Here is a 24,912-nt window from a genome sequence, read left to right on the forward strand (position 1 = left end):
CCGGCGCGCGCCCCCCCCGCCCCCCGCTCCCCGTCCCCCCACCCCCCGCCCTCCCCCCCGTCCCCCTCCCCGTCCCTATTTATGAGCAAAAGAGGGAATCGGAGATACATGGGTGACGAGAGTTCAGACGAGTGCTCATCCAATCAGAGGCGGCGGCGGCGGGATCCGCCGTGCCGAGGCCCGCCAGCGCGCCCGCGGCCGCCGCCACCGGGGCGAAGCTGAGCGCGTCGCTCGCGCTCGCCAGGACCGCCAGGCAGGTCAGCGCGGCACCCGCCGACACCGCGACCGGCGTCGTACGGGGTGAGCGCGCCAGGCCGTACAGCATCCAGACGTAGACGCCCGCGAGCAGCGCGAGGCCCACCACGCCCTGCTCCGCGGCCTCCTGGAGCGGCGCCGAGTGCGCCTCGCCGTCCGGTGCGGAGGCCTGGGCCGCCACCGTCGGGCCGAGCTCCCCGAAGCGGTCGGGTCCCGCGCCGGTCACCGGGTGCTCACGGGCGAGTGCCACCGCCTCGTGCCAGACCGCCACCCGTTGTGTGGGCACCGCGCCGTCCGCGGACAGCGCGCCGTGCGCGACGGCGCACACCCCCGCGACGGCCGCTGCCGCGACCACCGCGCACACCAGCAGGACCGGCCCGCGTCCGCGTCCGTGCGACGCCGCCGCGCCCAGCGCACACAGCGCCACGGCGGCCGTCGCCGCGCATCCCGCGGGTGACCCGAGCACCGCCGCGAGGCCCACCACCGCGACCACGAGCAGCCGCGCGGCCCAGGCCCGGCCGCCACCGCGCACCGCGCTCGCCGCGCAGCACGGCGCGCCCTGCGCCAGGGCGAGCAGCGCCGCGACCTCGCCGGCGCGTCCGCCGCCGTCGCCCGAACCGGCCGCCGCGACCGCCGCCGCGGCCCCCGCCGCCAGCGCCAGCGCCGCGGCCGCGCCCGCCGGTACCGCGGAGCCGCCGATCCGGCCGCAGGCGTAGCCCGCCACGACCGCGAGCACGGCGAGCAGCACGCCCTCAGGCCTGCCCTGCCCCAGGGCCGAGCTGATCAGCGCCCACACCGCGCAGCAGCCGAGCACGACGACCCCCACAGCGCCCGGCACCCCGCCGGTCCCCGGTACCGGCGGTCTCTCCTGTGTTGTTGTCAATCCCTCGACCCCCCGTCGAAGACTGGCGACACCGTAGCGGCTGCGGCGCCCCGTGTGGACACGGTGCGAAGGAATGGTGCCGAAATGTGGCCGCCGGTGCCCCAGACGCCTCCCGTCGCACGCCGCGCGGCCCTCGGGCCGCACAAGTGCGCGCCGTACACTCCGCAGGGTGAGCGCCACCGTGACGTCGGTCGATACCCCGCAGCCGGGACCCGCCCCGGCACCCGCCCCCGTCGGGCAGCGTCTGCTGCGGAGGCTGATCAGACCCGCCGCCGCGGTGGCCGGCGGGCTGCTGCTCTACGTGAGCTTCCCGCCGCGCCCCCTGTGGTTCCTCGCCCTGCCGGGGCTCGCGCTGTTCGGCTGGAGCCTGTACGGGCGCAGGCTGCGCGCCGGGTTCGGCCTGGGGCTCCTCGGCGGGCTCGCCTTCTTCCTCCCGCTCCTCGAATGGACGAGCGTCGAGGTGGGGTCCTTCCCGTGGATCGCGCTGGCCGTCGCGGAGGCGCTCTTCCTCGGGTGCGTGGGCCTCGGCATCGCCGCCGTCAGCAGGCTGCCCGTGTGGCCCCTGTGGGCGGCGGGCGTGTGGATCGCGGGGGAGGCGGCGCGAGCGCGGTTCCCGTTCGGCGGATTCTCCTGGGGAAAGGTCGCCTTCGGCCAGCCCGACGGCTTCTTCCTCCCGCTCGCCGCGGTCGGCGGCACGCCGCTGCTCGGCTTCGCCGTCGTCCTGTGCGGCTTCGGCCTCGCGGAGGCGGCCCGGCAGGCCGCCCGGCGGGTGAGCGCGGGACGCGGATCGGTCGACGGCCGCGGGTCCGGCGCGGGACGCGCGTCAGGCGACGCGCGCAGGGGCGCGGTGACCGCCGCGGCCGTCACGGTCCTCGCCCCGGTCGCCGGGGCGTTCGCGGCGCTGCCGCTCGTGTCGACCGCGCCCGAGGCGGGCTCCGCCACCGTGGCCGCGATCCAGGGCAACGTGCCCCGCATGGGCCTGGACTTCAACGCTCAGCGCTCCGCCGTGCTCGACAACCACGTCAAGGAGACGCTGAAGCTCGCCGCCGAGGTCAAGGCGGGCAAGCGGCCCAAACCCGACCTCGTGCTGTGGCCGGAGAACTCCTCCGACATCGATCCGCTGCACGACGAGGGCGCGCGCCTGGCCATCGACTCCGCCGTCAAGGCGATCGGGGTGCCCACGGAGATCGGCACGGTCGTGCAGGAGCCAGGACCCGACGGCAAGCTCTACAACACGCTGATCGATTGGAGCCCCACCACGGGCCCGGGCGCCACCTACGAGAAGCGCCACATCCAGCCGTTCGGTGAGTACATCCCGATGCGCTCGCTCGCCGAGAAGTTCAGCAAGGACGTCGCGCTCGTACGCGAGGACTTCACGCCCGGGACCAAGGTCGGCGTCTTCGACATGGCAGGCACGAAGGTCGGCTTCGCCACCTGCTACGAGGCCGCCTTCGACAACGACGTGCGCGACCCGGTCGTGGCGGGCGCCGAGATGCTCGCCGTGCCGAGCAACAACGCCACCTTCGACCGCAGCCAGATGACGTACCAGCAGCTCGCGATGGACAAGGTGCGCGCCGTCGAGCACAGCCGCTCCGTGGTCGTGCCCACCACCAGCGGCGTCAGCGCCATCATCGAGCCCGACGGCAGCATCGCCCGCAAGAGTGGGATGTTCACGCCCGCGATCCTGGAGGACAAGGTCCCGCTGCGTACGTCGCTGACCCCGGCCACCCGGCTCGGCACGCTGCCCGAGTGGCTGCTCGTCGCGGTGGGCGGGGCGGGCGTCGCCTGGATCGTCGTGCGCGCCGTACGCGGCAGGCGCGGCGGTTCGCCCGCCGCACGCGCGTGACGTCCGGATCGCGTCGCACCGGCCGCCGCTGGGGCCGTATGGTCGGTGACCATGGGAACGCCTGACTTCATCCGGGACATCCGCGCCGACGCCGGCCACCAGCTGCTCGTGCTGCCGGGGGTGACCGCCGTCGTATTCGACGACGAGGGCCGGGTCCTCCTCGGCCGCCGGGCCGACAACGGCGAGTGGGCGCTGGTCGCGGGCATTCCGGAGCCGGGGGAGCAGCCCGCTGCCGCCGCGGTGCGCGAGGTCTTCGAGGAGACCGGCGTCCACTGCGAGGCGGAGCGCGTCGTGTCCGTGCACGCGATGCGCAAGCCGATCACGTACCCCAACGGCGACGTGTGCCAGTTCATGGACATCACCTTCGCCTGCCGTGCGATCGGCGGACAGGCGCACGTGCACGACGAGGAGTCCCTTGAGGTCGGCTGGTTCTCGGTCGACGCGCTGCCCAAGCTGCGCGACTTCGCGCTGTTCCGCCTCAAGCAGGCGCTCGGCGACGGCCCCACCTGGTTCGAACCGGCCACCGGCTGACCGGCCGCGGGCGCACGGATAACTACGGTGGGATCATGACGCAGAACGACGCGACAGAGCCCGCTTCACGCACCACCGGCCGCTCCGGCGGACTCGATCTGAGGGGCCGCACCGCCCTCGTCACCGGTGCGGCCGGCGGCATCGGCAGGGCCTGCGCGCTGCGGCTCGCGGCCGCCGGCGCCGCCGTGCGGGCGCTCGACCGGGACGCGTCCGGTCTCGACACGCTGGCCGCGGAGCCCGTCGAGGGCGACGGCGCCCTGCTGCCCGAAGTGCTCGACCTCACCGACCTCGACGCCGCTCAGCGCGCGGCCGCGGGCGCCGACATCCTCGTCAACAACGCCGGACTGCAACTGGTGAGGCCCATCGGGGAGTTCCCCGCCGACGTCTTCCACACGGTACTCACGGTGATGCTCGAGGCGCCGTTCCGCCTCATCAAGGGAGCGCTGCCGCACATGTACGCGCAGGGCTGGGGCCGCATCGTCAACATCTCGTCGGTGCACGGACTGCGGGCGTCGCCCTACAAGTCGGCGTACGTCACCGCGAAGCACGGGCTCGAGGGGCTGTCCAAGACGGCGGCGCTCGAAGGGGCCGGGCACGGCGTGACCTCCAACTGCGTCAACCCCGCCTACGTGCGCACTCCTCTCGTGGAGCGGCAGATCGCCGACCAGGCCGAGGCCCACGGGATCCCGGCCGAACGTGTCGTCTCCGAGGTGATGCTCACCGAGACCGCGCTGAAGCGGCTGCTGGAGCCGGAGGAGGTCGCGGAGGCCGTCGCCTACCTCTGCACCGAGCAGGCGTCGTTCGTCACGGGCTCGTCGCTCACGCTGGACGGTGGCTGGACGGCGCGCTGAACGGTGGCTGGGGCGGCGCGCTGAGGGCGCCGGAGCCCGGTATTGACGTGAGCACGTCGCTCTGCAATGGTCTAGTCCAAGCGGCGGCGCCCGTGCCCACGCCTCCCTGAGGGGACCGTGGCGGGCGGTCAAGCGCCGCCGTCCTTCGCACAGCCAGGCCCCACACTCGACCAGAGGCGCACCGCCGTCGCCTCGGGCACCCCATGGCTCGCGGCACACGGCACGCCTCGCGTGAAGGAGTTCGTGATGCGTGCAGGCAACAAGTGGAAGGCCGCCCTGGGAGGCGCGGTCCTCGCGCCCGTCGTGGCGGTGGCGCTCCCGGCGAGTTCGGCGAGCGCGCACGGCTACGTCTCGTCGCCGCCCAGCCGGCAGGCGCAGTGCGCCGAGGGAATCGTCAGCTGCGGCTCCATCAAGTGGGAGCCGCAGAGCGTGGAGGGCCCGAAGGGCCTGAAGAGCTGCAGTGGCGGCAACGCCAGGTTCGCCGAGCTGGACGACGACAGCAAGGGCTGGGTGGTCACGCCCGTCTCGTCCACCACCACGTTCACCTGGACGCTGACGGCCCGCCACGCCACCAGCACCTGGCAGTACTTCGTCGGCGACCGGAAGATCGCGGAGTTCAACGACCACGGCAGGCAGCCGAACGCCACCGTCACCCATCAGGTGAACTTCGGCGACCTGCGCGGCAAGCAGAAGGTGCTCGCCGTCTGGAACATCGCCGACACGGCCAACGCGTTCTACACGTGCATCGACGTGAACGTCGGCTGACGCGCCCTCGCCCTCGCGAGGCGCGCCGGCCGGGTGTGTCGCGCGGGGGCGGTCAGGCCGTGTTCTCCACGGTCCGCGCCAGGATGCCGAGCGTCGCGCGGAGGGCGGCCTCCGGGATCACCGGGAAGACGCCCTTGCCGCGGTAGGCCGGGTCGATCTCGCTCCAGTCGTAGTACGAGGTGACCCGCGTGCCCGTTGCCAGGGGTTCGAGCCGGTAGCCGTACAGGTGCCTGAGCGGCGGCTGGATCGTGCCCGAGATCGTCCACTCGATGAGGGCGTCCTGATCGAACCGGGTGATGATGACCGTGACGTCGTACTTGCCCATGGGCCGGTCGTTCAGGGACTCGCGGTCCATGTGCACGACGAACTCGTCACCCACCGCGCCGACCGGTTCGCCGGCCGCCGACTGGAGCATGCCGGAACTGTCGATCGCGACATGCCCCCGGGGGTCGCACAGCAGGGCGAACACCCGGTCCGGGGGCGCCGCGACATCCCGCTGTACCTCGAACCGTTCGCTTTTCCCGGTCATCTCGGTCGTCATGATCGAACCATCGCACAACGCCCCGCGGCCCGGCGCGCCGCCCCCGGGCAACCGGGACGACCCCACGCTCAGGCCCCCACGCTCAGGCCCCCGCGCCGCCGTCGGCGCTCGCCGCGTGCGCGGGGGCCCGGTCGCGTCCGCCCGGGTGGCGGTGGCGCCACACCCAGAAGACGGCGGTGCTCGGCGCAGCCCACATCAGCAGCACGAGGAACGGGAACACGTGCTGCGCGTCCCCGAAGTAGACGGCCGTGTGCTGCGCGTTCACCGACGCCCCCGGCGGCAGCCACTGCCCGATGCGGCCAAGCAGCGAAGGCAGCAGGGGCCAGGAGACCGCGCCGCCCGACGACGGGTTGCCCAGCAGCACCATGAGCCCCCATGTCGGCAGCATCGCCCACCGGCCCACCAGGGTGTTGAACATGGTGAAGACCATGCCCGAGGTGAACATCGTGAACGCGAGGATGAGCCATGACTCGACGAACGGGAGGTCCAGTGCGCCGAGCCACCAGTCGACCACCGCGGCGATCGTGAAGCTGCCGAGAAGCGAGTTCGCCACGATGGCCAGGATCCGCTCGAACGGTGTCAGCAGCCGCGCGTGCACGCTCAGCTGGATCGCGCCGACGAAGCCGAGGATGACGGCCGCCAGGGTGATGTAGAAGATCGCGAGCCCGCGCGGGTCGCCCTTCTGCAGGGGCTTGACGTCGCCGAGCGTCAGGGGCACGTGCACTGCCTTGGCCACCTTCGGCGCCGCCTGCGTCAGCACCTGGGCTACGGACTGGCCGGCCGCGCTCGCCACGTCCATCCGTACCGTCGTCCGGCCGCCCGAGTCACGGAACGTGATGATGGCGAAGACCTTCTGCTCCTCGACCGCGTGCAGCGCCGCCGCGCGGCTGCCGTACGGATGCAGCGCGATGGAGGTGTTGAGCGCCTTCTCCAGACCGGCGGTGAACGCCCGGGCGGGCGGCACGGCGTCGGAACCGACGACGGCGGTCGGGATGTGGCGCGGGGTCGGGTTCGCCATGTTGTACGTGTACGACCCGGCGAACAGGCCCGCGCCCGCGGACAGGATGAACACCAGGACGACGGCCGGCAGGTACGGCGAGTCGGTGAACGCCTTCCACCGGTCGCGCAGTCCCGGGCGCCTGCCGTGCTCGCCGCCGTGGCGGGCGCCGCCGCCCGCTGGCTCTCCCGTGTGCGAGCCACCCGGGTGCGGGATGTCGTCGTCGTGTTCAGCGGCCATGGGGCCACCGTATGCACCGTATGGTGCGAAATGGGGCAATTGGCGCGACCGGAGGCGGCGACCCCTCAGGCGGCGAGACCCGCCAGCGCCGAGTCCGCGACGGCGTTCAGCGCGGCACGTCCCGGCCTGCCCTTGGCCATCACGTTCATCCCCTGCACCACCGCGACGAGGAGGGGCGCCGCTTTGGGACCCACGCCTTCGCGAAGCTCCCCGTCGTCGCGCGCGCGGGTCAGCGCGGCGGCGAAACTCGTCTCCAGATTGGCCAGGTGGCGCTGGAAGAGACCGGTCAGCTCCGGCTCCCGGCCGGCCAGCTCCACCAGGGAGTTGGTGATCAGGCAGCCCCAGCGGCGCTTGCCGTCGACCATGGAGTCCACCAGGTGCGCGAAATAGGCGCGCAGGCCGAGCATCCCGCTGGGCGCGCCGTTGACACGCTCGACGGCCTCCGCCGACACCGTCGCCACGTACCGTCCGAGCGCCGCCGTGAAGAGTTCCTGTTTGCTGCCGAAGGCGGCGTAGACGCTGCCCGGCTGCAACTCCATCGCCCGGCACAGGGTCTGCACCGACGTCGCGTCGAAGCCGCGCTCCCAGAACGTGTCGACCGCCGCGCCGAGCGCCTCATCGATCTCGAACCCGCGCTTGCGTCCCACCTCGCCACCATAAGACATCTTGAGCGAGCGTTCATCTAAATGGTTCGCCGCAGGCGCGGGCCGCGGCTCCCGTTTCCGCCGTTTCCCCTGTACAGGGTCGGGAACCCGGCAGGTCGTGCCCGCCGGGCGCCGCGATGGCGCGGCCCCGCTGGATGCGCGAGGCACACCCCGACGAGAGGAGACGCCCGTGGTGGACCGGCAGCTTTCCCCGGGCGCCGCCCGGGACACCGACGCGCCCGACCCGCACCGCTGGCGGGCGCTCGCCGTCTGCCTGGTCGCCGGTTTCATGACCCTGCTCGACGTGTCGATCGTGAACGTGGCGCTGCCGTCCATCAAGTCCGGCCTGCACACTCCGGCGTCGGACCTGCAGTGGGTGCTCTCCGGCTACGCGCTCGCCTTCGGCCTCTTCCTCATCCCGGCGGGCCGGCTCGGGGACGCGCGGGGCAGGCGAGCCGTCTTCATCTTCGGGCTCTGCCTCTTCACCGTGGCATCCGCGGCCTGCGGTCTTGCCCAGTCCAGCATGTGGCTGGTCATCGCGCGGCTCGTGCAGGGCGTCGCGGGCGGCCTGGTCTCCCCGCAGATCTCGGCGCTGATCCAGCAGATGTTCCGCGGCGCCGAGCGCGGCAAGGCGTTCGGCGCCTTCGGCACGGTGGTCGGCATCTCCACCGCGGTCGGCCCGCTGCTCGGCGGCCTGCTGATCCAGGCCGCGGGCCCCACCGAGGGCTGGCGCTGGGTGTTCTACGTCAACCTGCCGATCGGTGTGCTCTGCGTCCTCCTCGCCCGCAGACTGCTGCCCGACACACCCTCGGCGTCCCGGGTGAGGCTGCGGGAACTCGACCCGCTGGGCGTCGTGCTGCTCGGCGCCGGCGTGTTCTGCCTGCTGCTGCCGTTCGTCCAGGCGCAGCAGTGGAAGGGGGACGGCAAGTACCTGCTGCTGGTGGTCGCCGCGGTGATCCTCGCGGCCTTCGTGGCATGGGAGGCGCGCTGCTCGGCGGGCGGCACGCAGCCGGTGGTGCGTCTCTCGCTGTTCACCATCAGGTCCTTCTCGCTCGGCAGCTCGCTGATCCTGCTCTACTTCGCCGGCTTCACCTCGATCTTCTTCGTCAGCACGCTGTTCCTGCAGAACGGGCTCCACTACTCGGCGCTGCTCGCCGGCCTCGCGATCACGCCCTTCGCGCTGGGCTCGGGGCTCGCCGCGGCCATCGGCGGCCGGCTCGTCAGCCGCTTCGGCAGGCCGCTCGTGGCCGTCGGCCTGGCCATGGTGGCGGTCGGCCTCGGCGGCACGGCCATCGCCGTGCACCAGGTGCCCGGGCGCGGCGTCGGCTGGGCGATGGCCGCCCCGCTGCTGTTCGCCGGCCTCGGTAGCGGACTCGTCATCGCGCCCAACCAGACCCTGACCCTCTCCCGGGTCCCGGTGGACACGGCAGGCAGCGCGGGAGGCACGCTCCAGACCGGCCAGCGCGTCGGCTCGGCCATCGGCATCGCGGCCGTGGGCTCCGTCTTCTTCGCCCAGGTCGGAAAGGACGGCTGGGGCACGGCGTACGACCACGGCCTGGTCGTCTCCATCGCCTTCGTGGTGGCGGCACTGATCGTCGCACTGGCGGACGTGATCGCGGGAAAGGCGTCACGGAAGTCCTGAACCGACGCATCCGCCGCGCATGTGCGGACGGACTGCGTACGTCCGGCCCGAGTGGAAAGGTGGACAGGGCAACCGGCAGACGGGAGTCACCACCATGGCAGCCACGTCCACCACGGGGCAGAGCAGCGCGGACGGCGCGGACGGTGCGGGGAACGCCGCGTACGGACGCGAGCCCTTCAAGCGGTCCCGCAGCCACTTCGCCGACCGCGTCACCGCGGACGGCCGGGACGGGTAGCCCGTCGAGGCGGGCCGCTACCGGCTGGTCGTCAGCCGCGCCTGCCCCTGGGCCGGGCGCGCGCTGATCTCCCGGCGCCTGCTCGGCCTTGAGGACGCGATCTCCCTCGCCGTCACCGACCCGATCCAGGACGACCGCAGCTGGCGTTTCACCCTCGACCCCGGCGGCCGCGACCCCGTGCTCGGGATCCGGTACCTGTCCGAGGCCTACGACGCGCGGGAGAGCGGCTACCCCGGCGGCGTCAGCGTCCCCGCGCTCGTCGACGTCCCCACGAAGAAGCTGGTGACCAACGACTACCAGCGCCTCACGCTGGACTTCGCGACCGAATGGCGCGCCCTGCACCGCCACGGCGCGCCCGACCTCTACCCGCGGGCGCTGCGCGAGGAGACCGACGAGGTGATGGAAGGCGTCTACCGCGACGTCAACAACGGGGTCTACCGTGCCGGGTTCGCCACCACGCAGGAGGAGTACGAGGACGCCTTCCGCGCGGTCTTCCGGCGGCTCGCCACCGTCTCCGAGCGGCTGGCCGGGCGCCGCTACCTGATGGGCGAGTCGATCACCGAGGCCGACATCCGGCTGTTCACGACCCTGGTGCGGTTCGACGCCGTCTACCACGGCCACTTCAAGTGCAACGAGTACAAGATCGCCGAGAACCCGGTGCTCTGGGCGTACGCGCGTGACCTCTACCAGACGCCCGGGTTCGGGGACACCGTCGACTTCGACCACATCAAGCGCCACTACTACCAGGTGCACACAGGGGTGAACCCGACGGGCATCGTGCCGCTCGGCCCCGACCTGTCGGGATGGCTCACGCCGCACCGCAGGGAGGAACTGGGCGGCCGCCCCTTCGGCGACGGCACGCCCCCGGGGCCGCCACCGGCCGGCGAGGAGATCCCGGCGGCGGGGCGGCCCTGACGGGCCAAGCAGGTCGGGCCGTGCGACCGGACGGGAGGGTCAGGCCGTGCGCGGCGGCTTGCGCAGCACGTACAGACCCACGCCGACCGCGAGCACCATCACGCACGCCGTGAAGATCAGCCCCGCGTCCCGCAGCCCGGCGGCGAGGGTGAGCGCGCCGACGCCCACGACCGGCAGCGAGATGCCCAGGTAGGCGATCACGAAGAAGGACGAGATGGTGCCGCCCCGGTGTTCCGCGGGGGCCGCGGCGGACACCGTCCCCACGGCGGCACGGAAGGAGAGCCCCTGGCCGAGGCCGCCGCACACGGCGCCGGCGACCAGCAGCGGCAACGACTCCCAGTACAGCGCGGCGGCCACCAGCAGCAACCCGGCGACCAGCACGAAGCAGCCGCCCGGCAGAGTGCGGTGCCTACCGATGCGGTCCGTCAGGGACTGGCCCACGACGGACGCGAGGAACACCGTGAAGACGATCGCGCCGGCGACCGCCAGATTGCGTTCGGAAAGCGTCTGCGCGAGGAAGCTCGGTGCCACGGCCGTGAAGAGGCCGAGCAGCGCGAACCCCGCGAACGCGGCGGTCGCGGCGGGCGTGAAGACCCCGCGCGCCTCGGACGGCACGGTGAGGCCCTGCGGCCTCAGCCGCGGCCTGCGCCGCTCGGCCACCGTCTCGGGCAGCGCCCACAGCAGCACGCACGCGGCGGCGATCAGCGCGAGGTCCACGAGGAACGGCACGGTCAGCGGCGAGGACACGTACTGCGCGAGCAGCCCGGCGACGAGCGGGCCGCAGCCGAGGCCGCCCATGTTCGCCGCGGTCGCCGCGAAACCCGCGCGCTCGGCGCGCTCCCGCGGTGCCACCTCCATCACGGTGACCGTGGCGGCCCCGCTGAACAGGCCGGCGGAGAAGCCGGACAGCAGCCGCCCGAGCAGCAGCACCGGCAGCCCGCCCTCGAACAGGAAGCACACCGCGCTGGCCGCAGACAGGCCGAGCGCGGTGAGCAGGACGGGTCTGCGGCCCACCTGGTCCGAGAAGTTCCCCGCCAGCAGCAGCACCGCGATCACACCGACGGCGTAGACGGCGAACACGACCGTCACCACGAACTCCGAGAAGCCGAGTTCCTTCCGGTACAGCCCGTACAGCGGCGTCGGGAGCGTCGTCCCCAGCATGCCGATGGCGAACACGGCGGCCGCCGCCGGGTAACCGAGCCGGGGGCGCGTACGGGAGCGATCACTCATGGCGCCACCCTACGAGGCACGCGGCACGCCACCGCGAACCGCACCCCCCGCCGGGCCGCGGTGGTGCCGTGACAGCGCCGTGACAGCGCCGTGCGCTGCCGTCGCCCACACCCTTGACGCGGACACGTCCGTGGGTATGGTCTAGTCCAACGACGGGTCTTTGCGAACGCAGAGGATCCGCTCTTCCCGCGCCCCACACGCGGGAAGTGGCGCTCCGTCATGCCCGGGGGTCCCCGCACGCTCCCATCCGTGAACCCGGGCCAACCCCCCACAGGGATCGGGCCGCCATGGGGACGGCGGACCTTCGAGGAGTGAAGCCCGTGCGCCGTCGCCTCATCGCCACGCTCGCCGCCACCGTTTCCGCGGCCGCGTTCTCCGTGCTCTCGTTCGCCCCCGCCCAGGCCGCCGCACCCGCGCACGCGGCGGGGACGGACGCCGCCTTCGTGGTCAGCGAGGGCCAGTTCGACCAGATGTTCCCGAGCAGGAACCCGTTCTACACGTACGCCGGGCTGACGGACGCGCTCGGCGCGTACCCCGGCTTCGCCGGCACCGGCAGCGACACCGTCAAGAAGCAGGAGGCCGCCGCCTTCCTCGCCAACGTCGGTCACGAGACCGGGGGCCTGAAGTACGTGGTGGAGCAGAACACCGCCAACTACCCGCACTACTGCGACACCAGTCAGCCCTACGGCTGTCCGGCGGGCACGGACAAGTACTACGGCCGCGGCCCCCTCCAGATCAGCTGGAACTTCAACTACAAGGCGGCGGGCGACGCCCTCGGCATCGACCTGCTCGACAACCCCGACCTCGTCCAGAACGACGCGTCCGTCGCCTGGAAGACGGGCCTGTGGTACTGGGACACCCAGAGCGGGCCAGGGACCATGACCCCGCACGACGCCATGGTGAACGGCCGCGGCTTCGGCGAGACCATCCGCTCCATCAACGGGTCCATAGAGTGCGACGGCGGCAACCCCGCCGAGGTACAGGACCGCGTCGACAACTACACGCGCTTCGCCCAGATACTCGGCGTCGACCCGGGCGCCAACCTCAGCTGCTGACGGCCTGCCGGCCCGTCCGGCGCGTCCGCGCGTTCGGCTCGTCCGGGGGCTCAGAGGCTCCCGGGCGGGCCGGTCTCCGCGGCCGCGGTCGCCTCCCGCAGCCGCCGCCGCGTGCGGCTCTCATGGACGAGCCGGCCCACCAGCGCACCGCCGTACACCACGAACCCCACGCCGACGAGCCACGACTGGATCACCAGGACCGTGCCGAACGGCCCGTAGGTCACCGCGCTCGACGCGATGAGCGGCGAGAACACGAGCTGCGAGAAGACGCGAAGGCCCAGCATGCCGAGCGCGGTCGCCGCGGCGCCCGGCGCCAGCGCGCTCCAGCGCACCCGGCCCGCGAGCAGGACCCGCTGCGACCACCACACGAACAGGTAGGCGGCCACCACGTCGCCGAGCGTGCCGACGACCTTCCACGGCAGCGAGTCCGACGTCACGGGGATGTTGACGAAGATGACCAGGTAGACGATCAGACCGGCCAGCCACACGACGTGCCGCCACATCGTGTGCCAGCGCGCGGCCGACAGGTCCCAGACGCGCTCGTAGCCCGTCTGCACCGCACCGCCGAAGCTGAGGCCGAACACCGCGAGCGCGGCGAGGCCGAGTGCGGTGGTGCCCTGGAGTGCCTGCCGCGGCCTGCCGAACAGCTGCTCGAGCTCGTGCTGCGGGCCCGCGGACACCCCGATGCCCTGTCCCATCCACCGGGCGAACCCCTGGCCGCTCGCGGGGTCGGTGGCCGCGATGACGATCAGCAGCGGGACGAGGGTGAGGAAGCCGAGCGCCGCGAAGCCCATGGCACGGTGCATCAGCTCCATCTCGCGGCCCCGGGTCCAGGCCAGCTCCACCATCGAGCCCGCGTACCTGCGCCGCACACGCAGGACCCGGCCCGGCCTGTCCACCTCGCTGACGTGCTTCCGGGTCATCGCTGCGTCTCGAATCCCTCAGGTTGCGGCGGTCGCTCGGACGGGCGCCCCGAACGGGTGCCGGGACGCGCCCGCGGCGTGGACTGGATCATATAGTCGGCCCGACGCGGACCGGTGCCGTCTCCCGGCGGGGTACGCGGGGCGTTGTGCCGTGAACGCGGCCGGGGGCCCCGGCAGTTCCCGACCCCCGCCGAAACCGGTGCGGAGCCGGAGCCGGACGGAGCCGAAGCGGAGCCGGAGAACACGCGGGGCGGTGCGGGCACCCGCCCACACCGCCCCACCTCACGCCGGCCGCGCCCGCGTCACCGCCTGCCGAGGCGCCGCTCGCCACCCGCGCCCGTCGTGTACGGCATGCCGTAGTGCGCGAAGACCTTGGGCTCGTCCTCCGCGAGCAGTTCGCCGTCCATGTCGATCGACGGCGCGTCCTTCGCGACCTTGCGGTCCACGGTGACCTTCAGGTAATCGGGGCCGACCGTCGCGTTTTCCAGCGGTACGAAGACCAGCCGGCGCTTGGTCGGCAGCCCGATCGTCACGGTGGCGAACGACGGGGCGTCCGTCGCCGTGTCCACGTAGATGGCCTCCAGCGTCCCGATCTTCTTCTTGCCGACATCGACCACGTCGTGGTCGCGCCACTCTCTGATGTCCTCGGGTTCGAACACCGTCCACTCGCCTCCCTGGCACCGGGCCTTACCTGCGTACCGCCAGTCTGCCGTCTACCCGGCGCGGGCGCGCTCACCGGCGCACCACGGCGGTTCGCCGCGGCCCCGGCCTCAGGAAGCCCCGGCCTCAGGCGGGCCGGTCCTGGAGCACCGACAGCACGTTGCCCGCCGGGTCGGTGAACCACGCGATGTACGGGCCGCCCTCCCGCATGATCCCGCGCTCGTCGGCGGGCATCCCCGGATAGCGCTCCATCCGCACGCCCTTGCTCACGAGCTCGTCCACGGCCGCCTCGATGTCGTCGACCGGGAAGTTGAGGACGGTGAAGGAGGCGGGGGCGTGCTTCTCCTTCGGATACACGAGGACCCGCGTGCCGCCGCCGAGCTCGAGGGTGAGCAGGCCGTTCGCCTCCGTCACCCGCAGCCCCAGGGTCTGGCCGTAGAACCCCTGCGCCGCCTCGATGTCGTCCACCGCGAAACCACTGAACGCCTCTGATGCACCCAACATCACATGCCCCTCTCGTGGATCGGTCGTCGAGGGGTGGACCGCGCGGAGCAACCGTACTCATCGGTCCCGCACGCCGAGTTTCGGGACGGTGCGGCGACCGTTCACGCGCCCACCGCGCGTAACCACACCGCGTCGCCGAACGGCTCCGCCACGCTGCCCGCGAGCGCGGGGAAGCGCCGCTCGGCCCGCGGCACGGCGGACACCAGCGGCACCGGCGCGGTCCGTTCCATGCGCAGCGCGTCCACGGACTCCGCGAGCAACTCGTACTCCGTCGTGTCGTCGTGGGTCGCCACCCTGATCAGCCGCCCGTGCGCCAGGTGCTCGGCGATCATCTCCTGGTGCTGCGCGTCGTCGCGCCAGGACCGCAGGGTCTGCGGGACGTCCGGCACGTCGGTGCCGACCGGGGTCAGCGCATGGCCGGGGATGCTTCCGCCGTCCGGGGTCGGGTCGAGGCGCTCGGCGATCCAGGACGCGCGGTCGCGCAGCCACCACAGGGCGAGCGCCAGGGTGGGCGCCCGGTAGGTGCCGAGCGGGACGCCGACGCGCTGCCCGCCGCACACGCCGTAGGCGGTGACATGGCAGAGGAATTCGTCATGCACGGCCGCTCTCCTTGCGCCGTCCGTTGGGGGTCGGTTGGCCGTGGGGCGATACCCGGGAGAGCAGGGACGAACGTGATCGCCCCATCGTGCGATCACGTCATTATGTGACCGGCGTTGACGCGCTGTCACCATACGGTTCCAGCCAGTTTCGACGAGGGTCACGCGCCGCATCTGGCCGAAACCGAGAGCAACCCTGGCAGGATGAGCGGCCATGAACGCAGACCGGTACGCCGACGCCCTGACCTCAGCCGGCGGGCGCTCCATCCTGACCATGGCCCGACGGTTCGGCCACCCGCGCGGCGCGGTGTGGGAGGCCCTGACCGACCCGGCCCGGCTGTCCCAGTGGTTCCCGTTCCAGGTCGGCCTGGACCCGCGCCCCGGTGGCGCGATCTCCTTCACCTCACCCGGCGGCGAGGCGCACGCGACCACCGGCACCGTCACCGATCTGGTGCCGCCGGGACTCTTCGCGTTCGACTGGGGCCCCGACCACCTGTCGTGGAGCGTGGCCGAGGAGGGCGAAGGATCGGTCCTGTCCCTGGCGCACACCTTCGACGACCGCGCGGGGGCCGCGAGCTTCGCCGCCGGATGGGACGCGTGCATGGCCGCGCTCGGCCGGCTGCTCGACGGCGTGCCCGCCCGGCCCGCGCACGACACGACCGAGGCGCACGACGCGTACGTGCGCCTCTTCGGCCTCGACCGCGGCACGGCGGACACCGGCGGCGCCACGCGCACGGTGCGCTTCGAGCGCCAGCTCACGGCGTCGGCGGAGAAGGTCTGGAAGGTGCTGTGCGCGGGCATCGAGCCGGTGCCCGGGCTGCCCGTGCCCGCGGGGTTCACCGCGCCGGGCGTGCCCGCCGGCCATGTGAGCGAGGTGCACCCGCCGCACTCCCTGGGCTACGAGTGGGACGACGGCGCCACCGTCTCATGGGAACTGCGGGAGGGCACCGGTCACGGGGCGCGCCTCGTCCTCACCCAGACCGGCCCGAAGACGTTCGACACGGACGAGGCGCTGGCGGCCTGGCGCTCCACGATCGAGGCGCTCGCGGAGCGGCTGCGCGAGGAGTGAGCGGCTGCGCGAGGGGTGAGCGGCGGCGGGCGGACGGGGCGCGCCTTCGCCGTCGGCCGGCCGGTCAGTCGCTGCCGTCGTCCTCGCCCCGCAGCGAGGACACGCTCAGGAGTTCCTCGAACTCCGACAGTTCCGCCACGAGCTGCGACACGCTGCCGCTGCCCTCGATGTCGACGTAGACGAGCGCGGTGCCGGCCTCGCCCGCTCTCGGCGGGGCCTCCTCGTCGTCGGGGTGCGGCGCCGCCCGGTCGACCCGCACCTGCACCACCTGGAAGCCCCGGTCGGCGGTGAACTCCAGAACGCGCGTCAGCACGCCCGTGCCGATCCGGTACGCCAAATGCAGCCGCGTCACCTCGGGTGTCGCGAGCGCCGGGATGCGCCGCGTCACGTACGGATACCCCTGGACGACCAGGAAGTGCACACCCGTCACCCCGACGGCGAGCAGCGGCAGGCCACCGCCGCACGCCATGCCCACCGCACAGGTGAGCCAGACCGTCGCCGCCGTCGTCAGGCCGCGCACCGCGTCCCGCCGTACGAAGATGAGCCCGCCGCCGATGAAGCCGATGCCCGACACGATCTGCGCGGCCACGCGCGAGGGGTCGAACGACACGTTCTCCAGGCCGAGCACCGCGTTGAAGCCGTGCTGCGAGACCTCCATGAACAGCGCGCTGCCGACACCGACCAGCGTGTGCGTGCGCAGCCCGGCGCTCTTCTGCTGGCGCGCACGCTCCGCGCCGATCAGCGTCGACAGCAGCAGGGCGAACGCCAGCTCCGCGAACTGGCGGCCTCCCTGACCCGCTGCCGGGTCGAACAGGGCGATGGCCAAGGCGTGCAACGTGGTCCCTCCTCACCCGGGCGCCGCGACGGGAACGACGACGGAGGGTACGAGGGTATGTCAGAGGGGCGACGCCGCGGTCCGCGCCACCGCGCGGCCCCCGCGACTCAGCGCCGCGGCACGGTGAGCCGGAACGTGCCGGCGGGGCAGTCGTACAGGGCCCCGAGCGGATCGGCGGTGGCCTCCACGGCCGCCCGGCCGGTGGCCCGGGCCGCTACGGCACCGGCGGCCCCGGAGGCCTCGGCGGCGTCGACTGCCTCGGCGCCCACGAGCAGCAGCCGCCACGGCAGCGCGCTGTCCGTCTCGACCGTGACCGTGTCACCCTCCCCGCGGACGGTGAACGTCGCGGCCGGCGCCCCGTCACGCCCCGGCACGACCGTCGTCGTACCGGTGGAGCCTGCGGGGGAGTGGACGCGCAGGGTCACGCCGTCCGCCCACGTGGAGGATGAGGTGTCGTCGCGCGCGCCGAAGGGCACCACGGAGCCCGGCCGCGCGAGCAGCGGCAGCGTCGCGAAGTCGTGGGTCTCGCGCTGCCAGCCGGGTCCCGTCACACGCCGTCCGGTGAGGATGTTCGTCCAGACGCCCGTCGGCACGTAGTACTCGACGGCGCCGCCCTCGTCGAAGACCGGGGCCACCAGCAGGTCGTCGCCGAGCATGTACTGCCGGTCGAGTGCCCGGCAGGCAGGGTCGTCGGGGAATTCGAGCACCATCGGCCGTACGGTGGGCGTGCCGTGCTCCCTGGCCTGCACGGCCGCGCCGTACAGGTACGGCATCAGGCGGTTCTTGAGCCGCGTGAAGTCACGGGTGACCGCCACCGCCTCCTCGCCGTAGTCCCAGGGCACCCGGTAGGACGTGGAGCCGTGCAGCCTGCTGTGGGACGAGAGCAGCCCGAACTGCACCCAGCGCTTGAACAGCGCGGGCGACGGCGTGCCCTCGAACCCGCCGATGTCGTGGCTCCAGAAGCCGAACCCGCACAGCCCGAGCGAGAGGCCGCCGCGCAGGGACTCGGCCATCGCCTCGAACGTCGACTCGCAGTCGCCGCCCCAGTGCACCGGCAGCCGCTGGCCGCCCGCCGTCGTGGACCGGGCGAACACCACGGCCTCTCCCTCGCCGCGCTCCTCGCGCAGCAGGTCGAAGACGGTCTCGTTGTAGACCTGCGCGTAGTAGTTGTGCATGCGCTCCGGGTCGGAGCCGTCGTGCCAGGCCACGTCGAGCGGAACGCGCTCGCCGAAGTCCGTCTTGAAGCAGTCGACACCCTGGCCCAGCAGTTCGCGCAGCTTGTCCGCGTACCAGGCGCGTGCCCCCGGGTTGGTGAAGTCGACCAGCGCCATGCCCGCCTGCCACTTGTCCCACTGCCACACGCCGCCGCCCTGCCGCCGCAGCAGGAAGCCGCGCGCCATGCCCTCCGCGAACAGGGCGGAGCGCTGCGCGATGTACGGGTTGACCCATACGGAGATCCGCAGGCCACGCTCCTTGAGCCGGCGCAGCATCCCGGCCGGGTCGGGGAACACGTCCGGGTTCCAGACGAAGTCGCTCCAGTGGTAGGCGCGCATCCAGAAGCAGTCGAAGTGGAACACGCTCAGGGGCACGCCCGCGTCCGCCATGCCGTCCACGAACCGGCCGACCGTTTTCTCGTCGTAGTCCGTGGTGAACGACGTCGAGAGCCACAGCCCGAACGACCAGTCGGGCGGCAGCGCGGGGCGCCCCGTCAGGGCCGTGTAACGCGCGAGCACCTCCTTGGGGGACGGGCCGTGCACGACGAAGTACTCCAGCGACTGGTCCTCGACGCTGAACTGGACCTGACCGACCGCCTCGGAGCCGACCTCGTACGACACGCGGCCCGGATGGTTGACGAACACGCCGTACCCGCGGTCCGTGAGGTGGAACGGCACGTTCTTGTAGGCCTGTTCGCTGCTGGTGCCGCCGTCCGCCTGCCAGATGTCGACGCTCTGGCCGTTCTTGACGAAGGGGGTGAAGCGCTCGCCGAGACCGTAGACGTTCTCGCCGACGCCCAGTGCGTGCCGCGCCACCATGAAGTGGCGGCCCTCGCCGTCGGTGACGAATCCGGTTCCGCGGGGGCCGATCGAGGTGAGCCGCCGGTCGCCCGCGGTGAAGTCGAGTTGCCAGGGCCCTGCGGTGTCGACGGTGAGTGTCAGCTCGCCCGACCGCAGGGACAGGGTGGTGCCCTCCTGGCGGGTCGAGGCGTGGCCGCCGCCGTCCGTGCTCAGCGCGAACTCCGGGCCGGGAGACGGACGTCCGGCGTGGTGGGTGGCGCGCACGCCGATCACCCCCTCCGCCGGCGACCAGCAGTCCACCGTGAGCAGCGGGCCGTTGAGGGTGTCACCGCGGTGGCGGACGTTTCTGACCGGTGCGTACAGCGTGAGCCGGTCATCGGCGACGACGGCGTCCGCCACGGCGGCCGCGTGGTGCGCGGTCATGCCTGGGCGCATCAGCCAGTAGCCGTCGGTGAACTTCATCAGGCGTGCTCCTGTTCGGTGGTACGTGACTGACCCGCGTTACGTGACTGATCCGCGTTACTTGACCGATCCGCCGCTGATGCCGGCCGCGACGTACTTCTGGGCGAGCACCAGCAGGATCGCGGCGGGCACGGCGGAGACGACCGCCGTCGCCATCACGGCGCCCCAGTCGCTGACATGGGCGCCGATGTACTCGTACATGCTGAGCGTGACGGGCTTGACGTCGTCGGTGGTGTTGAGGGTCAGCGCGAACATGAAGTCCGACCAAGCGAAGAGGAACGTGAACAGGCCGGACGTGATCAGCGCGTTGCGGCTCATCGGCAGCACGATCCGCACGAAGGCCGTGAAGCGGTTCGCGCCGTCCACGAGCGCCGCCTCCACCACCTCGCGCGGTATCGACACCATGAACGCCCGCAGCAGCACAAGCGAGAACGGCAGGCCGAGCGAGGCGTCCGCGAGGATCAGCCCCAGCACCGAGTTCACCAGGTGCAGGTCGACATAGGCGCTGTACAGCGCGTTGGCGACGACGATGCCCGGCACCATCTGCGTGATCAGTGTGCCGAACACGATGGTGCGGCTGCCGCGCAGGCCGAACCGCGCGAGGCCGTACGCGGCCGGCGCGGCGAGTGCCAGGCACACGACGACGGCGCCGAGCGCGACGACGAGGCTGGTGGCCAGCGAGCCGCCCTGACTGCTCAGCGCGCGCCGGAAGTTGCCGAGCCCCGCGTCCACCGGGAACCAGTCCGTGGAGGCGAGTCCCTCGCCGGGCTGGAGCGCGATGTTGACCATCCAGTACAGCGGGAACAGCAGGATCACGAGGATCACGACGGCGATCACGGTGTTGCCGTGCCGACGCGGTGCGCTGGTGTGTCTCACGGCGCTCACTTCCCCCGGCCGAAGTCGGCCCTGTTGGCTCGCAGGTAGAGCACGGCGAAGACGGCGCTCACCGCGATGAGGACATTGCCGACGACGGCTCCCTGTCCGAAGTCGAGTTGTTCGAACGAGAGTCGGTAGGTGACCGTGCCCAGTGTCTGGGTGGCGTCCGCCGGCCCGCCCGCCGTCAGGGCGAGGATCAAATCGAGGATCTTCACCGTCGACATGAAGCCGAGCACGAGGACGACCGTCACCACGGGGCGCAGCATCGGCAGGGTCACACTGCGGAAGGTGCGCCACGCCCCGGCGCCGTCGAGGGCCGCCGCCTCGTGGAGGTCGCGCGGTATCTCCTGCAGTCCGCCGTAGAGGATGACCATGTTGAAGGGGATGCCGATCCAGACGTTCACCAGGATCGCGGAGAGGAGCGCGACACCGGGGCTGCTCAGCCACGGCACGGGCCCCGAGGCCAGGTGCAGGCCGGTCAGCACGGTGTTGATCACACCGGTGTCCTGGTCGAGGAGTTTGCGCCAGACGATGGAGGTGACGACCATCGGCACCAGCCACGGCAGCAGCAGGACGGCGCGCGCGAAGCCGGACAGGCGGAAGCGGCGGGAGAAGAACACCGCGAGGGCGAGCCCGATCACGAACTGCCCCAGCAGCGATCCGGCCGTGAACACCAGTGTGTGCCACAGGGATCCGGTGAACAGCGGGTCGGAGAAGACGGCGCGCCAGTTGCCGAGCCCGTTGAAGGGCGAGCTGCCGGTGAAGTAGGTGCGCGGTGTGTAGTGCTGGAAACTCATCAGGATGTTGCGCACGAGTGGGTAGCCGAAGAAGGCCAGCATGTAGAGGACGGCCGGAGCGACGAAGCACCAGCGCAGCAGCCCGCCGCCGCGCCCGCGTCCCCCGGTCGTCCGTTCGGCCGGCGGCCGGGTGCCCGCGGTGGCCGCTCCTGTGGCGGTGATGGTCATGTCCCGTCTCTCCTCACTCGCCGGCCGTGGCCCGCGCCTGGGCCTGCTTCAGTGCGGCCCGAGGGCTCGCGCCGCCGGTCAGCACGGACTGGAAGGCGCCGGACAGCGCGTCCGACACGACGGGCCACCGTGCGCCCACGCGGTCGGTGCGCGATCTCGCGGTGGCGACCTCGCTCGCGAAGGCGGCCAGCTTCGGGTTCTGCCGCGCGTACTGCGCGGCCGCTGCGGTCATCGTCGGCACGTTGTTGACGGACTCGCCCCACGCCACCTGATTGTGCTGCTCGTTGAGGCAGTTGATGATCTTCGCGGCGGTGTGCTGCCTGCCCGTGTCGCGGGTCTGCGGGATCGTCATCACGGTGCCGCCGATCGGCGGCACGACCGGGTCGCCCGCGTTCGGCACGGGGATGGGTGCGACGGCCCAGTGCAGGCCCTTGTGCTGGTCGAGCACCGGCACCTGCCACGGACCGTTGATCATCATGGCCGCCCGGCCGGCGATGAACTGGTCGTTGACGTCCTGCTGGTTCCATGTGACGACCGCGCTCGACGCGGCCTTCCCGGCGACGAGGTCCTTCCACAGCTGGAGGGCCGGGGCGCCCTTGCCGTCGTCGAGGTGGGCCTCGTCTCCGCCCGCCGACCAGAAGAAGGGCAGGAACTGGTAGACGCCGTCGGCGTCGGGCGTCGCGCTGAACGCCATGCCGAACGTCGAGCCGTGCGTGAGCTTCTTCGCCGTGCGCTTCAACTCGTCCCACGTGGTGGGCGGCTTCAGACCCGCACGGCTGAGCAGGTCCTTGTTGTAGATGAGGGCCAGCGAGTTGACCGCGCGCGCGACGCCGTACTGCGTGCCCCGGTAACTGCCCATGGTCACCGCGCTCTTCGACATCCCGGAGACGTCGACGCCGGCCTTCCGTACCGGTACGAGGCCGCCGGTGGCGGCGAACTGCGGTACCTCGGAGCCGTCGAGCTCCAGGATGTCGGTGAGCGAGTGCGACGACGCCATCCGCAGGGCCTTCGAGGCCACCTGGTCGGCCGGCACGCTCGTCTGGCGGACCCGCACCCCCAGCGGCTTCGCGCACAGGTCGAAGAACTTCTGCTCCTGGGCGTGTTCGAGGCTGTCGGTTGCCGAGTTGAGCACCGTGACGGTGCCCGGGTCGGGGGCGCTCGCGCACCCCGTCACCGCGGTGGCCGCCAGCGCGGCGGCGGACATCACGGCCGCCGCCCTGAGGCGGTGGCGGGTCGGATCCATGGTCGGTGCTCTCCGTTCGGTCTACGGATCTGCGAGAACGCGGAGGTCACCCGGGCGTGAGCCGTGCCACAGGTGCCGTCGAATCGACGTCGAATCCAAGTTGTCGAATCGATTCGACTTGGTGACGCGGTGATGTTAGGCCCTCCAGGGGACCCGGACAAGACCTCGCGCGCCGCAGCGCCTCGGCAGGCAGGAAAAGGGACGGAAGAAGACGTCAGACGGCCGGGGGCCGCGCGGTGAGGGAGCCCGTGGCGCCCGGCAGCGGAGCGGGAGGTACGAGCAGGTGGCCCACCGAATCGGCGAGCAGCCGGGCGGCCGGGCGGTCCTCGGCACCGTCGACGCCCGCGGCCGGGGCGCGCAGCGCCTCCGCGGCCGCGACGGCGAGCCTCGTCACCTCGACCGCGAGCGTCCGCACCGGCAGCTCGATCCTCGGCAGCCTGCTGCTCGACGGATCGTCCGGCAGGGTGCCGATCACGACCAGCGCCAGGTCCTCGGGCACGCGCAGACCGGTCGCCGCGTGCAGCGACGCCAGGATGTGGTGGTGCGCGGACGGGTGCTGCACGACCAGCGCCGTAGGACGGCGCCCCGCGCCCGCCCCGCCGTCCCGCGCGTCACCGAACAGGACGCGCAACCGCGCGGCCATCAGGTCCGGGTCGTCGAGCGCGTGCGCCACCTCGACCGCGCAGCCTGCCTCGGCCGCGCCGCGGCGCGCCCCCGCGATCCCGCGCAACGCGTAGCTGCGTCCCGCCGACACCTCGCGCTCGGCCGGCGCCAGGTACACCAGCTCACGGTGGCCGGCGGCCGCCAGCGTGCGCACCGTCGTCGCGGCGGCCTCCGCCCAGTCGAGATCGGCCCACGGCAGCGCGTCCTCGTCAGCCGGCCTGCCGATCAGCGCGGCGGGGAACGCCAGTTCGCGCACGACGTCGATGCGGGCGTCCTCCATGTCGACCGCCATCAGCACCGCCGCGTCGGCGAGCCCGCTCAGCGCCACCCGGCGCAGCCCCTCGGCCTTGTCCTCGCTGGTGGTCAGCAGCAGGTCGTAACCCAGACCGTGCGCGGCGTCGCTGAGCTCGATGGCGAACCTGCCGTCGACCGCGTGCCGCCCGCCGGCCGCGCGGGGCAGCGCCAGCGCGATCACCCGCGTGCGGCTGCTGCGGAGCGTCCTCGCGCTGGCGCGCGGGTGGTAACCGAGGGCCTCCACGGCCTCGCGCACCTTGCGCCGCGTCTCCTCGGAGATGGACCGCGAACCGTTGAACACGTAGGAGACGGTGCTCGGAGCGACCCCTGCCCGCTGGGCGACGTCCCTGATGGTGGCCATCCTCTGGCCCTTCGACGACACGATCGGTCATGCTATCGAACGGGCGGGAGCGCCGGCGCGGGCGACCGCGTCAGAGGTCGAACTCGTGCGGCGGCAGGCCGAGCGCGTAGCACGCCTCCCGCACCACGGCCTGCTCCGACTTGTCGAAGTCGCCGTCGGCGCCGCCGATGACGATGCCGATCTGGATCACCGCGCGGGCCTCAGCCGGCTTCTTCTTCGCCTTCGCGATCTCCTGCAGCACCCCCACCTTGCCGAACGCGAAGTCCGCCTGCAGCTTGCCGACGTTGTCGTCGAAGCGGCTCTGCAGGTCGGCGGCGGGGAAGTTCTGCAGCACGTCATTGGCCGTGATCAGCGACGCGACCCGCTGACGCTCGGAAGGATCGACGGAGCCGTCGGCGGCGGCGACCAGGGCGCACATCGCCATGCTCGCGTCACGGAAAGCACCGCTCTTGAGGTCGTTCTTCTTCGCCGTCAGCTGCGTCTGCATCGTCGCGGCGGATTCCTTGAAGCGGTCCCACAGGGCCATGCGGTCATCTCTCCTCGTAGATCAGGTCGTGCCACCAGGGTCAACGCCCGGGCAGCACGGAAGGTGCCCGGGCTGCCCGCCGCCCTTCGAGTGAACCTCGCGCCGCGCCCTCGGCACCTTCACCTTCTCAGGCAACCGCCGCTCCCTGCCACAACAGCAGGGCCACGTCCACCGCCGTCACTTGAATGGTGGTGTGCATTGGCAGCTCCGGCCTCCCCCGTCCGTCCCCTGCGCCTCTGATCCGAACAACTCACTTTTGAACTTTTGTTTTCAATGTAATTCGTTATCTT

General features: G+C 72.2%; 22 protein-coding genes and 2 pseudogenes. 8 read left to right on the forward strand and 16 right to left on the reverse strand.

Annotation, left to right across the window (positions count from 1 at the left end):
• Positions 1-79: 79 nt before the first annotated feature.
• The gene (locus JFN87_RS22170; RefSeq protein ID WP_307865551.1) at positions 80-1,093 is read right to left on the reverse strand and encodes an O-antigen ligase family protein; all 1,014 of its coding nucleotides are present in this window, start codon (positions 1,091-1,093) and stop codon (positions 80-82) included.
• A 214-nt stretch (positions 1,094-1,307) separates the two neighbouring features.
• On the opposite strand from JFN87_RS22170, the gene lnt reads away from it, so the two are divergent.
• From lnt to JFN87_RS22190, 4 genes are all read left to right on the forward strand, one after another.
• On the forward strand, positions 1,308-2,984 hold the full coding sequence (lnt, locus tag JFN87_RS22175; RefSeq protein ID WP_209342563.1) for an apolipoprotein N-acyltransferase: 1,677 nt from the start codon (positions 1,308-1,310) through the stop codon (positions 2,982-2,984).
• Between the two features lie 51 nt (positions 2,985-3,035).
• Positions 3,036-3,515, forward strand: coding sequence for an NUDIX hydrolase (locus JFN87_RS22180; RefSeq protein ID WP_209342564.1), 480 nt, complete (start codon positions 3,036-3,038; stop codon positions 3,513-3,515).
• A gap of 35 nt (positions 3,516-3,550) precedes the next feature.
• On the forward strand, positions 3,551-4,366 hold the full coding sequence (locus JFN87_RS22185; protein ID WP_209342565.1) for a 3-hydroxybutyrate dehydrogenase: 816 nt from the start codon (positions 3,551-3,553) through the stop codon (positions 4,364-4,366).
• A 246-nt stretch (positions 4,367-4,612) separates the two neighbouring features.
• Positions 4,613-5,131, forward strand: coding sequence for a lytic polysaccharide monooxygenase auxiliary activity family 9 protein (locus tag JFN87_RS22190; RefSeq protein ID WP_209342566.1), 519 nt, complete (start codon positions 4,613-4,615; stop codon positions 5,129-5,131).
• 52 nt (positions 5,132-5,183) lie between these two features.
• Here JFN87_RS22190 and JFN87_RS22195 read toward each other — a convergent pair whose 3' ends face one another.
• The 3 genes from JFN87_RS22195 to JFN87_RS22205 form a co-directional block, all read right to left on the reverse strand.
• Positions 5,184-5,672 (reverse strand): SRPBCC family protein, encoded by a 489-nt coding sequence (locus JFN87_RS22195; RefSeq protein WP_209342568.1) that lies wholly within the window; start codon positions 5,670-5,672, stop codon positions 5,184-5,186.
• A gap of 82 nt (positions 5,673-5,754) precedes the next feature.
• Positions 5,755-6,909, reverse strand: coding sequence for an ABC transporter permease (locus JFN87_RS22200; RefSeq protein WP_245180842.1), 1,155 nt, complete (start codon positions 6,907-6,909; stop codon positions 5,755-5,757).
• 65 nt (positions 6,910-6,974) lie between these two features.
• On the reverse strand, positions 6,975-7,556 hold the full coding sequence (locus tag JFN87_RS22205) for a TetR/AcrR family transcriptional regulator (RefSeq protein WP_209342570.1): 582 nt from the start codon (positions 7,554-7,556) through the stop codon (positions 6,975-6,977).
• A gap of 190 nt (positions 7,557-7,746) precedes the next feature.
• On the opposite strand from JFN87_RS22205, the gene JFN87_RS22210 reads away from it, so the two are divergent.
• The gene (locus JFN87_RS22210; protein WP_307865552.1) at positions 7,747-9,195 is read left to right on the forward strand and encodes an MFS transporter; all 1,449 of its coding nucleotides are present in this window, start codon (positions 7,747-7,749) and stop codon (positions 9,193-9,195) included.
• A 94-nt stretch (positions 9,196-9,289) separates the two neighbouring features.
• A pseudogene (locus JFN87_RS22215) lies at positions 9,290-10,345 on the forward strand (glutathione S-transferase family protein).
• Positions 10,346-10,384: 39 nt separating this feature from the next.
• Here JFN87_RS22215 and JFN87_RS22220 read toward each other — a convergent pair.
• Entirely contained in the window at positions 10,385-11,575 is a 1,191-nt protein-coding gene (locus JFN87_RS22220; RefSeq protein ID WP_209342577.1) for an MFS transporter, read from the reverse strand.
• Positions 11,576-11,895: 320 nt separating this feature from the next.
• Between JFN87_RS22220 and JFN87_RS22225 the strand changes: the two genes are divergently transcribed.
• Positions 11,896-12,630: a chitinase gene (locus tag JFN87_RS22225; protein ID WP_209342578.1), complete on the forward strand. Its 735-nt coding sequence runs from the start codon at positions 11,896-11,898 to the stop codon at positions 12,628-12,630.
• A 50-nt stretch (positions 12,631-12,680) separates the two neighbouring features.
• Here JFN87_RS22225 and JFN87_RS22230 read toward each other — a convergent pair whose 3' ends face one another.
• The 4 genes and pseudogenes from JFN87_RS22230 to JFN87_RS22245 form a co-directional block, all read right to left on the reverse strand.
• Positions 12,681-13,553: a YhjD/YihY/BrkB family envelope integrity protein gene (locus tag JFN87_RS22230; protein ID WP_209342580.1), complete on the reverse strand. Its 873-nt coding sequence runs from the start codon at positions 13,551-13,553 to the stop codon at positions 12,681-12,683.
• A gap of 302 nt (positions 13,554-13,855) precedes the next feature.
• Positions 13,856-14,212 (reverse strand): PRC-barrel domain-containing protein, encoded by a 357-nt coding sequence (locus JFN87_RS22235; protein ID WP_209342582.1) that lies wholly within the window; start codon positions 14,210-14,212, stop codon positions 13,856-13,858.
• 127 nt (positions 14,213-14,339) lie between these two features.
• A complete protein-coding gene (locus tag JFN87_RS22240; RefSeq protein WP_209342584.1) occupies positions 14,340-14,717 on the reverse strand; it encodes a VOC family protein in 378 nt (125 codons plus the stop codon).
• A gap of 200 nt (positions 14,718-14,917) precedes the next feature.
• Positions 14,918-15,316 (reverse strand): annotated as a pseudogene (locus JFN87_RS22245) (hypothetical protein); the annotation flags it as partial.
• Positions 15,317-15,527: 211 nt separating this feature from the next.
• Between JFN87_RS22245 and JFN87_RS22250 the strand changes: the two are divergent.
• Complete coding sequence (locus tag JFN87_RS22250) at positions 15,528-16,382, forward strand: SRPBCC family protein (protein ID WP_209342585.1); 855 nt, start codon at positions 15,528-15,530, stop codon at positions 16,380-16,382.
• A gap of 64 nt (positions 16,383-16,446) precedes the next feature.
• Here the strand turns inward: JFN87_RS22250 and JFN87_RS22255 are convergent, their stop codons facing one another.
• The 7 genes from JFN87_RS22255 to JFN87_RS22285 all read right to left on the reverse strand — a co-directional run bounded on the left by JFN87_RS22255 (position 16,447) and on the right by JFN87_RS22285 (position 24,622).
• Positions 16,447-17,217 carry an MgtC/SapB family protein gene (locus tag JFN87_RS22255; protein ID WP_209342586.1) on the reverse strand — a complete coding sequence of 257 codons (771 nt, stop codon included), beginning with the start codon at positions 17,215-17,217 and terminating at the stop codon, positions 16,447-16,449.
• A gap of 107 nt (positions 17,218-17,324) precedes the next feature.
• On the reverse strand, positions 17,325-19,694 hold the full coding sequence (gene yicI / locus JFN87_RS22260) for an alpha-xylosidase (RefSeq protein WP_209342587.1): 2,370 nt from the start codon (positions 19,692-19,694) through the stop codon (positions 17,325-17,327).
• Positions 19,695-19,751: 57 nt separating this feature from the next.
• Positions 19,752-20,483 carry a carbohydrate ABC transporter permease gene (locus JFN87_RS22265; protein ID WP_245180852.1) on the reverse strand — a complete coding sequence of 244 codons (732 nt, stop codon included), beginning with the start codon at positions 20,481-20,483 and terminating at the stop codon, positions 19,752-19,754.
• 92 nt (positions 20,484-20,575) lie between these two features.
• Positions 20,576-21,535, reverse strand: coding sequence for a carbohydrate ABC transporter permease (locus JFN87_RS22270; protein ID WP_209342590.1), 960 nt, complete (start codon positions 21,533-21,535; stop codon positions 20,576-20,578).
• 13 nt (positions 21,536-21,548) lie between these two features.
• The gene (locus JFN87_RS22275) at positions 21,549-22,778 is read right to left on the reverse strand and encodes a sugar ABC transporter substrate-binding protein (RefSeq protein ID WP_209342592.1); all 1,230 of its coding nucleotides are present in this window, start codon (positions 22,776-22,778) and stop codon (positions 21,549-21,551) included.
• Positions 22,779-22,992: 214 nt separating this feature from the next.
• Positions 22,993-24,096, reverse strand: a complete 1,104-nt coding sequence (locus JFN87_RS22280) for a LacI family DNA-binding transcriptional regulator (RefSeq protein ID WP_209342594.1) — start codon at positions 24,094-24,096, stop codon at positions 22,993-22,995.
• 70 nt (positions 24,097-24,166) lie between these two features.
• Positions 24,167-24,622: a tellurite resistance TerB family protein gene (locus JFN87_RS22285; RefSeq protein WP_209342596.1), complete on the reverse strand. Its 456-nt coding sequence runs from the start codon at positions 24,620-24,622 to the stop codon at positions 24,167-24,169.
• Positions 24,623-24,912 lie beyond the last annotated feature (290 nt).

Origin of the sequence: Streptomyces montanisoli, assembly GCF_017813245.1 — a bacterium.
Lineage (GTDB): Bacteria > Actinomycetota > Actinomycetes > Streptomycetales > Streptomycetaceae > Streptomyces > Streptomyces montanisoli.

Excerpts from the sequence above, each read along its gene's own strand:
- JFN87_RS22180 (WP_209342564.1), top strand. The coding sequence starts at position 3,036 with ATGGGAACGCCTGACTTCATCCGGGACATCCGCGCCGACGCCGGCCAC.
- JFN87_RS22185 (WP_209342565.1), top strand. The coding sequence starts at position 3,551 with ATGACGCAGAACGACGCGACAGAGCCCGCTTCACGCACCACCGGCCGC.
- JFN87_RS22190 (WP_209342566.1), top strand. The coding sequence starts at position 4,613 with ATGCGTGCAGGCAACAAGTGGAAGGCCGCCCTGGGAGGCGCGGTCCTC.
- JFN87_RS22195 (WP_209342568.1), bottom strand. The coding sequence starts at position 5,672 with ATGACGACCGAGATGACCGGGAAAAGCGAACGGTTCGAGGTACAGCGG.
- JFN87_RS22200 (WP_245180842.1), bottom strand. The coding sequence starts at position 6,909 with ATGGCCGCTGAACACGACGACGACATCCCGCACCCGGGTGGCTCGCAC.
- JFN87_RS22220 (WP_209342577.1), bottom strand. The coding sequence starts at position 11,575 with ATGAGTGATCGCTCCCGTACGCGCCCCCGGCTCGGTTACCCGGCGGCG.
- JFN87_RS22230 (WP_209342580.1), bottom strand. The coding sequence starts at position 13,553 with ATGACCCGGAAGCACGTCAGCGAGGTGGACAGGCCGGGCCGGGTCCTG.
- JFN87_RS22240 (WP_209342584.1), bottom strand. The coding sequence starts at position 14,717 with ATGTTGGGTGCATCAGAGGCGTTCAGTGGTTTCGCGGTGGACGACATC.
- JFN87_RS22250 (WP_209342585.1), top strand. The coding sequence starts at position 15,528 with ATGAACGCAGACCGGTACGCCGACGCCCTGACCTCAGCCGGCGGGCGC.
- yicI (WP_209342587.1), bottom strand. The coding sequence starts at position 19,694 with ATGAAGTTCACCGACGGCTACTGGCTGATGCGCCCAGGCATGACCGCG.
- JFN87_RS22265 (WP_245180852.1), bottom strand. The coding sequence starts at position 20,483 with ATGGTCAACATCGCGCTCCAGCCCGGCGAGGGACTCGCCTCCACGGAC.
- JFN87_RS22270 (WP_209342590.1), bottom strand. The coding sequence starts at position 21,535 with ATGACCATCACCGCCACAGGAGCGGCCACCGCGGGCACCCGGCCGCCG.
- JFN87_RS22275 (WP_209342592.1), bottom strand. The coding sequence starts at position 22,778 with ATGGATCCGACCCGCCACCGCCTCAGGGCGGCGGCCGTGATGTCCGCC.
- JFN87_RS22280 (WP_209342594.1), bottom strand. The coding sequence starts at position 24,096 with ATGGCCACCATCAGGGACGTCGCCCAGCGGGCAGGGGTCGCTCCGAGC.
- JFN87_RS22285 (WP_209342596.1), bottom strand. The coding sequence starts at position 24,622 with ATGGCCCTGTGGGACCGCTTCAAGGAATCCGCCGCGACGATGCAGACG.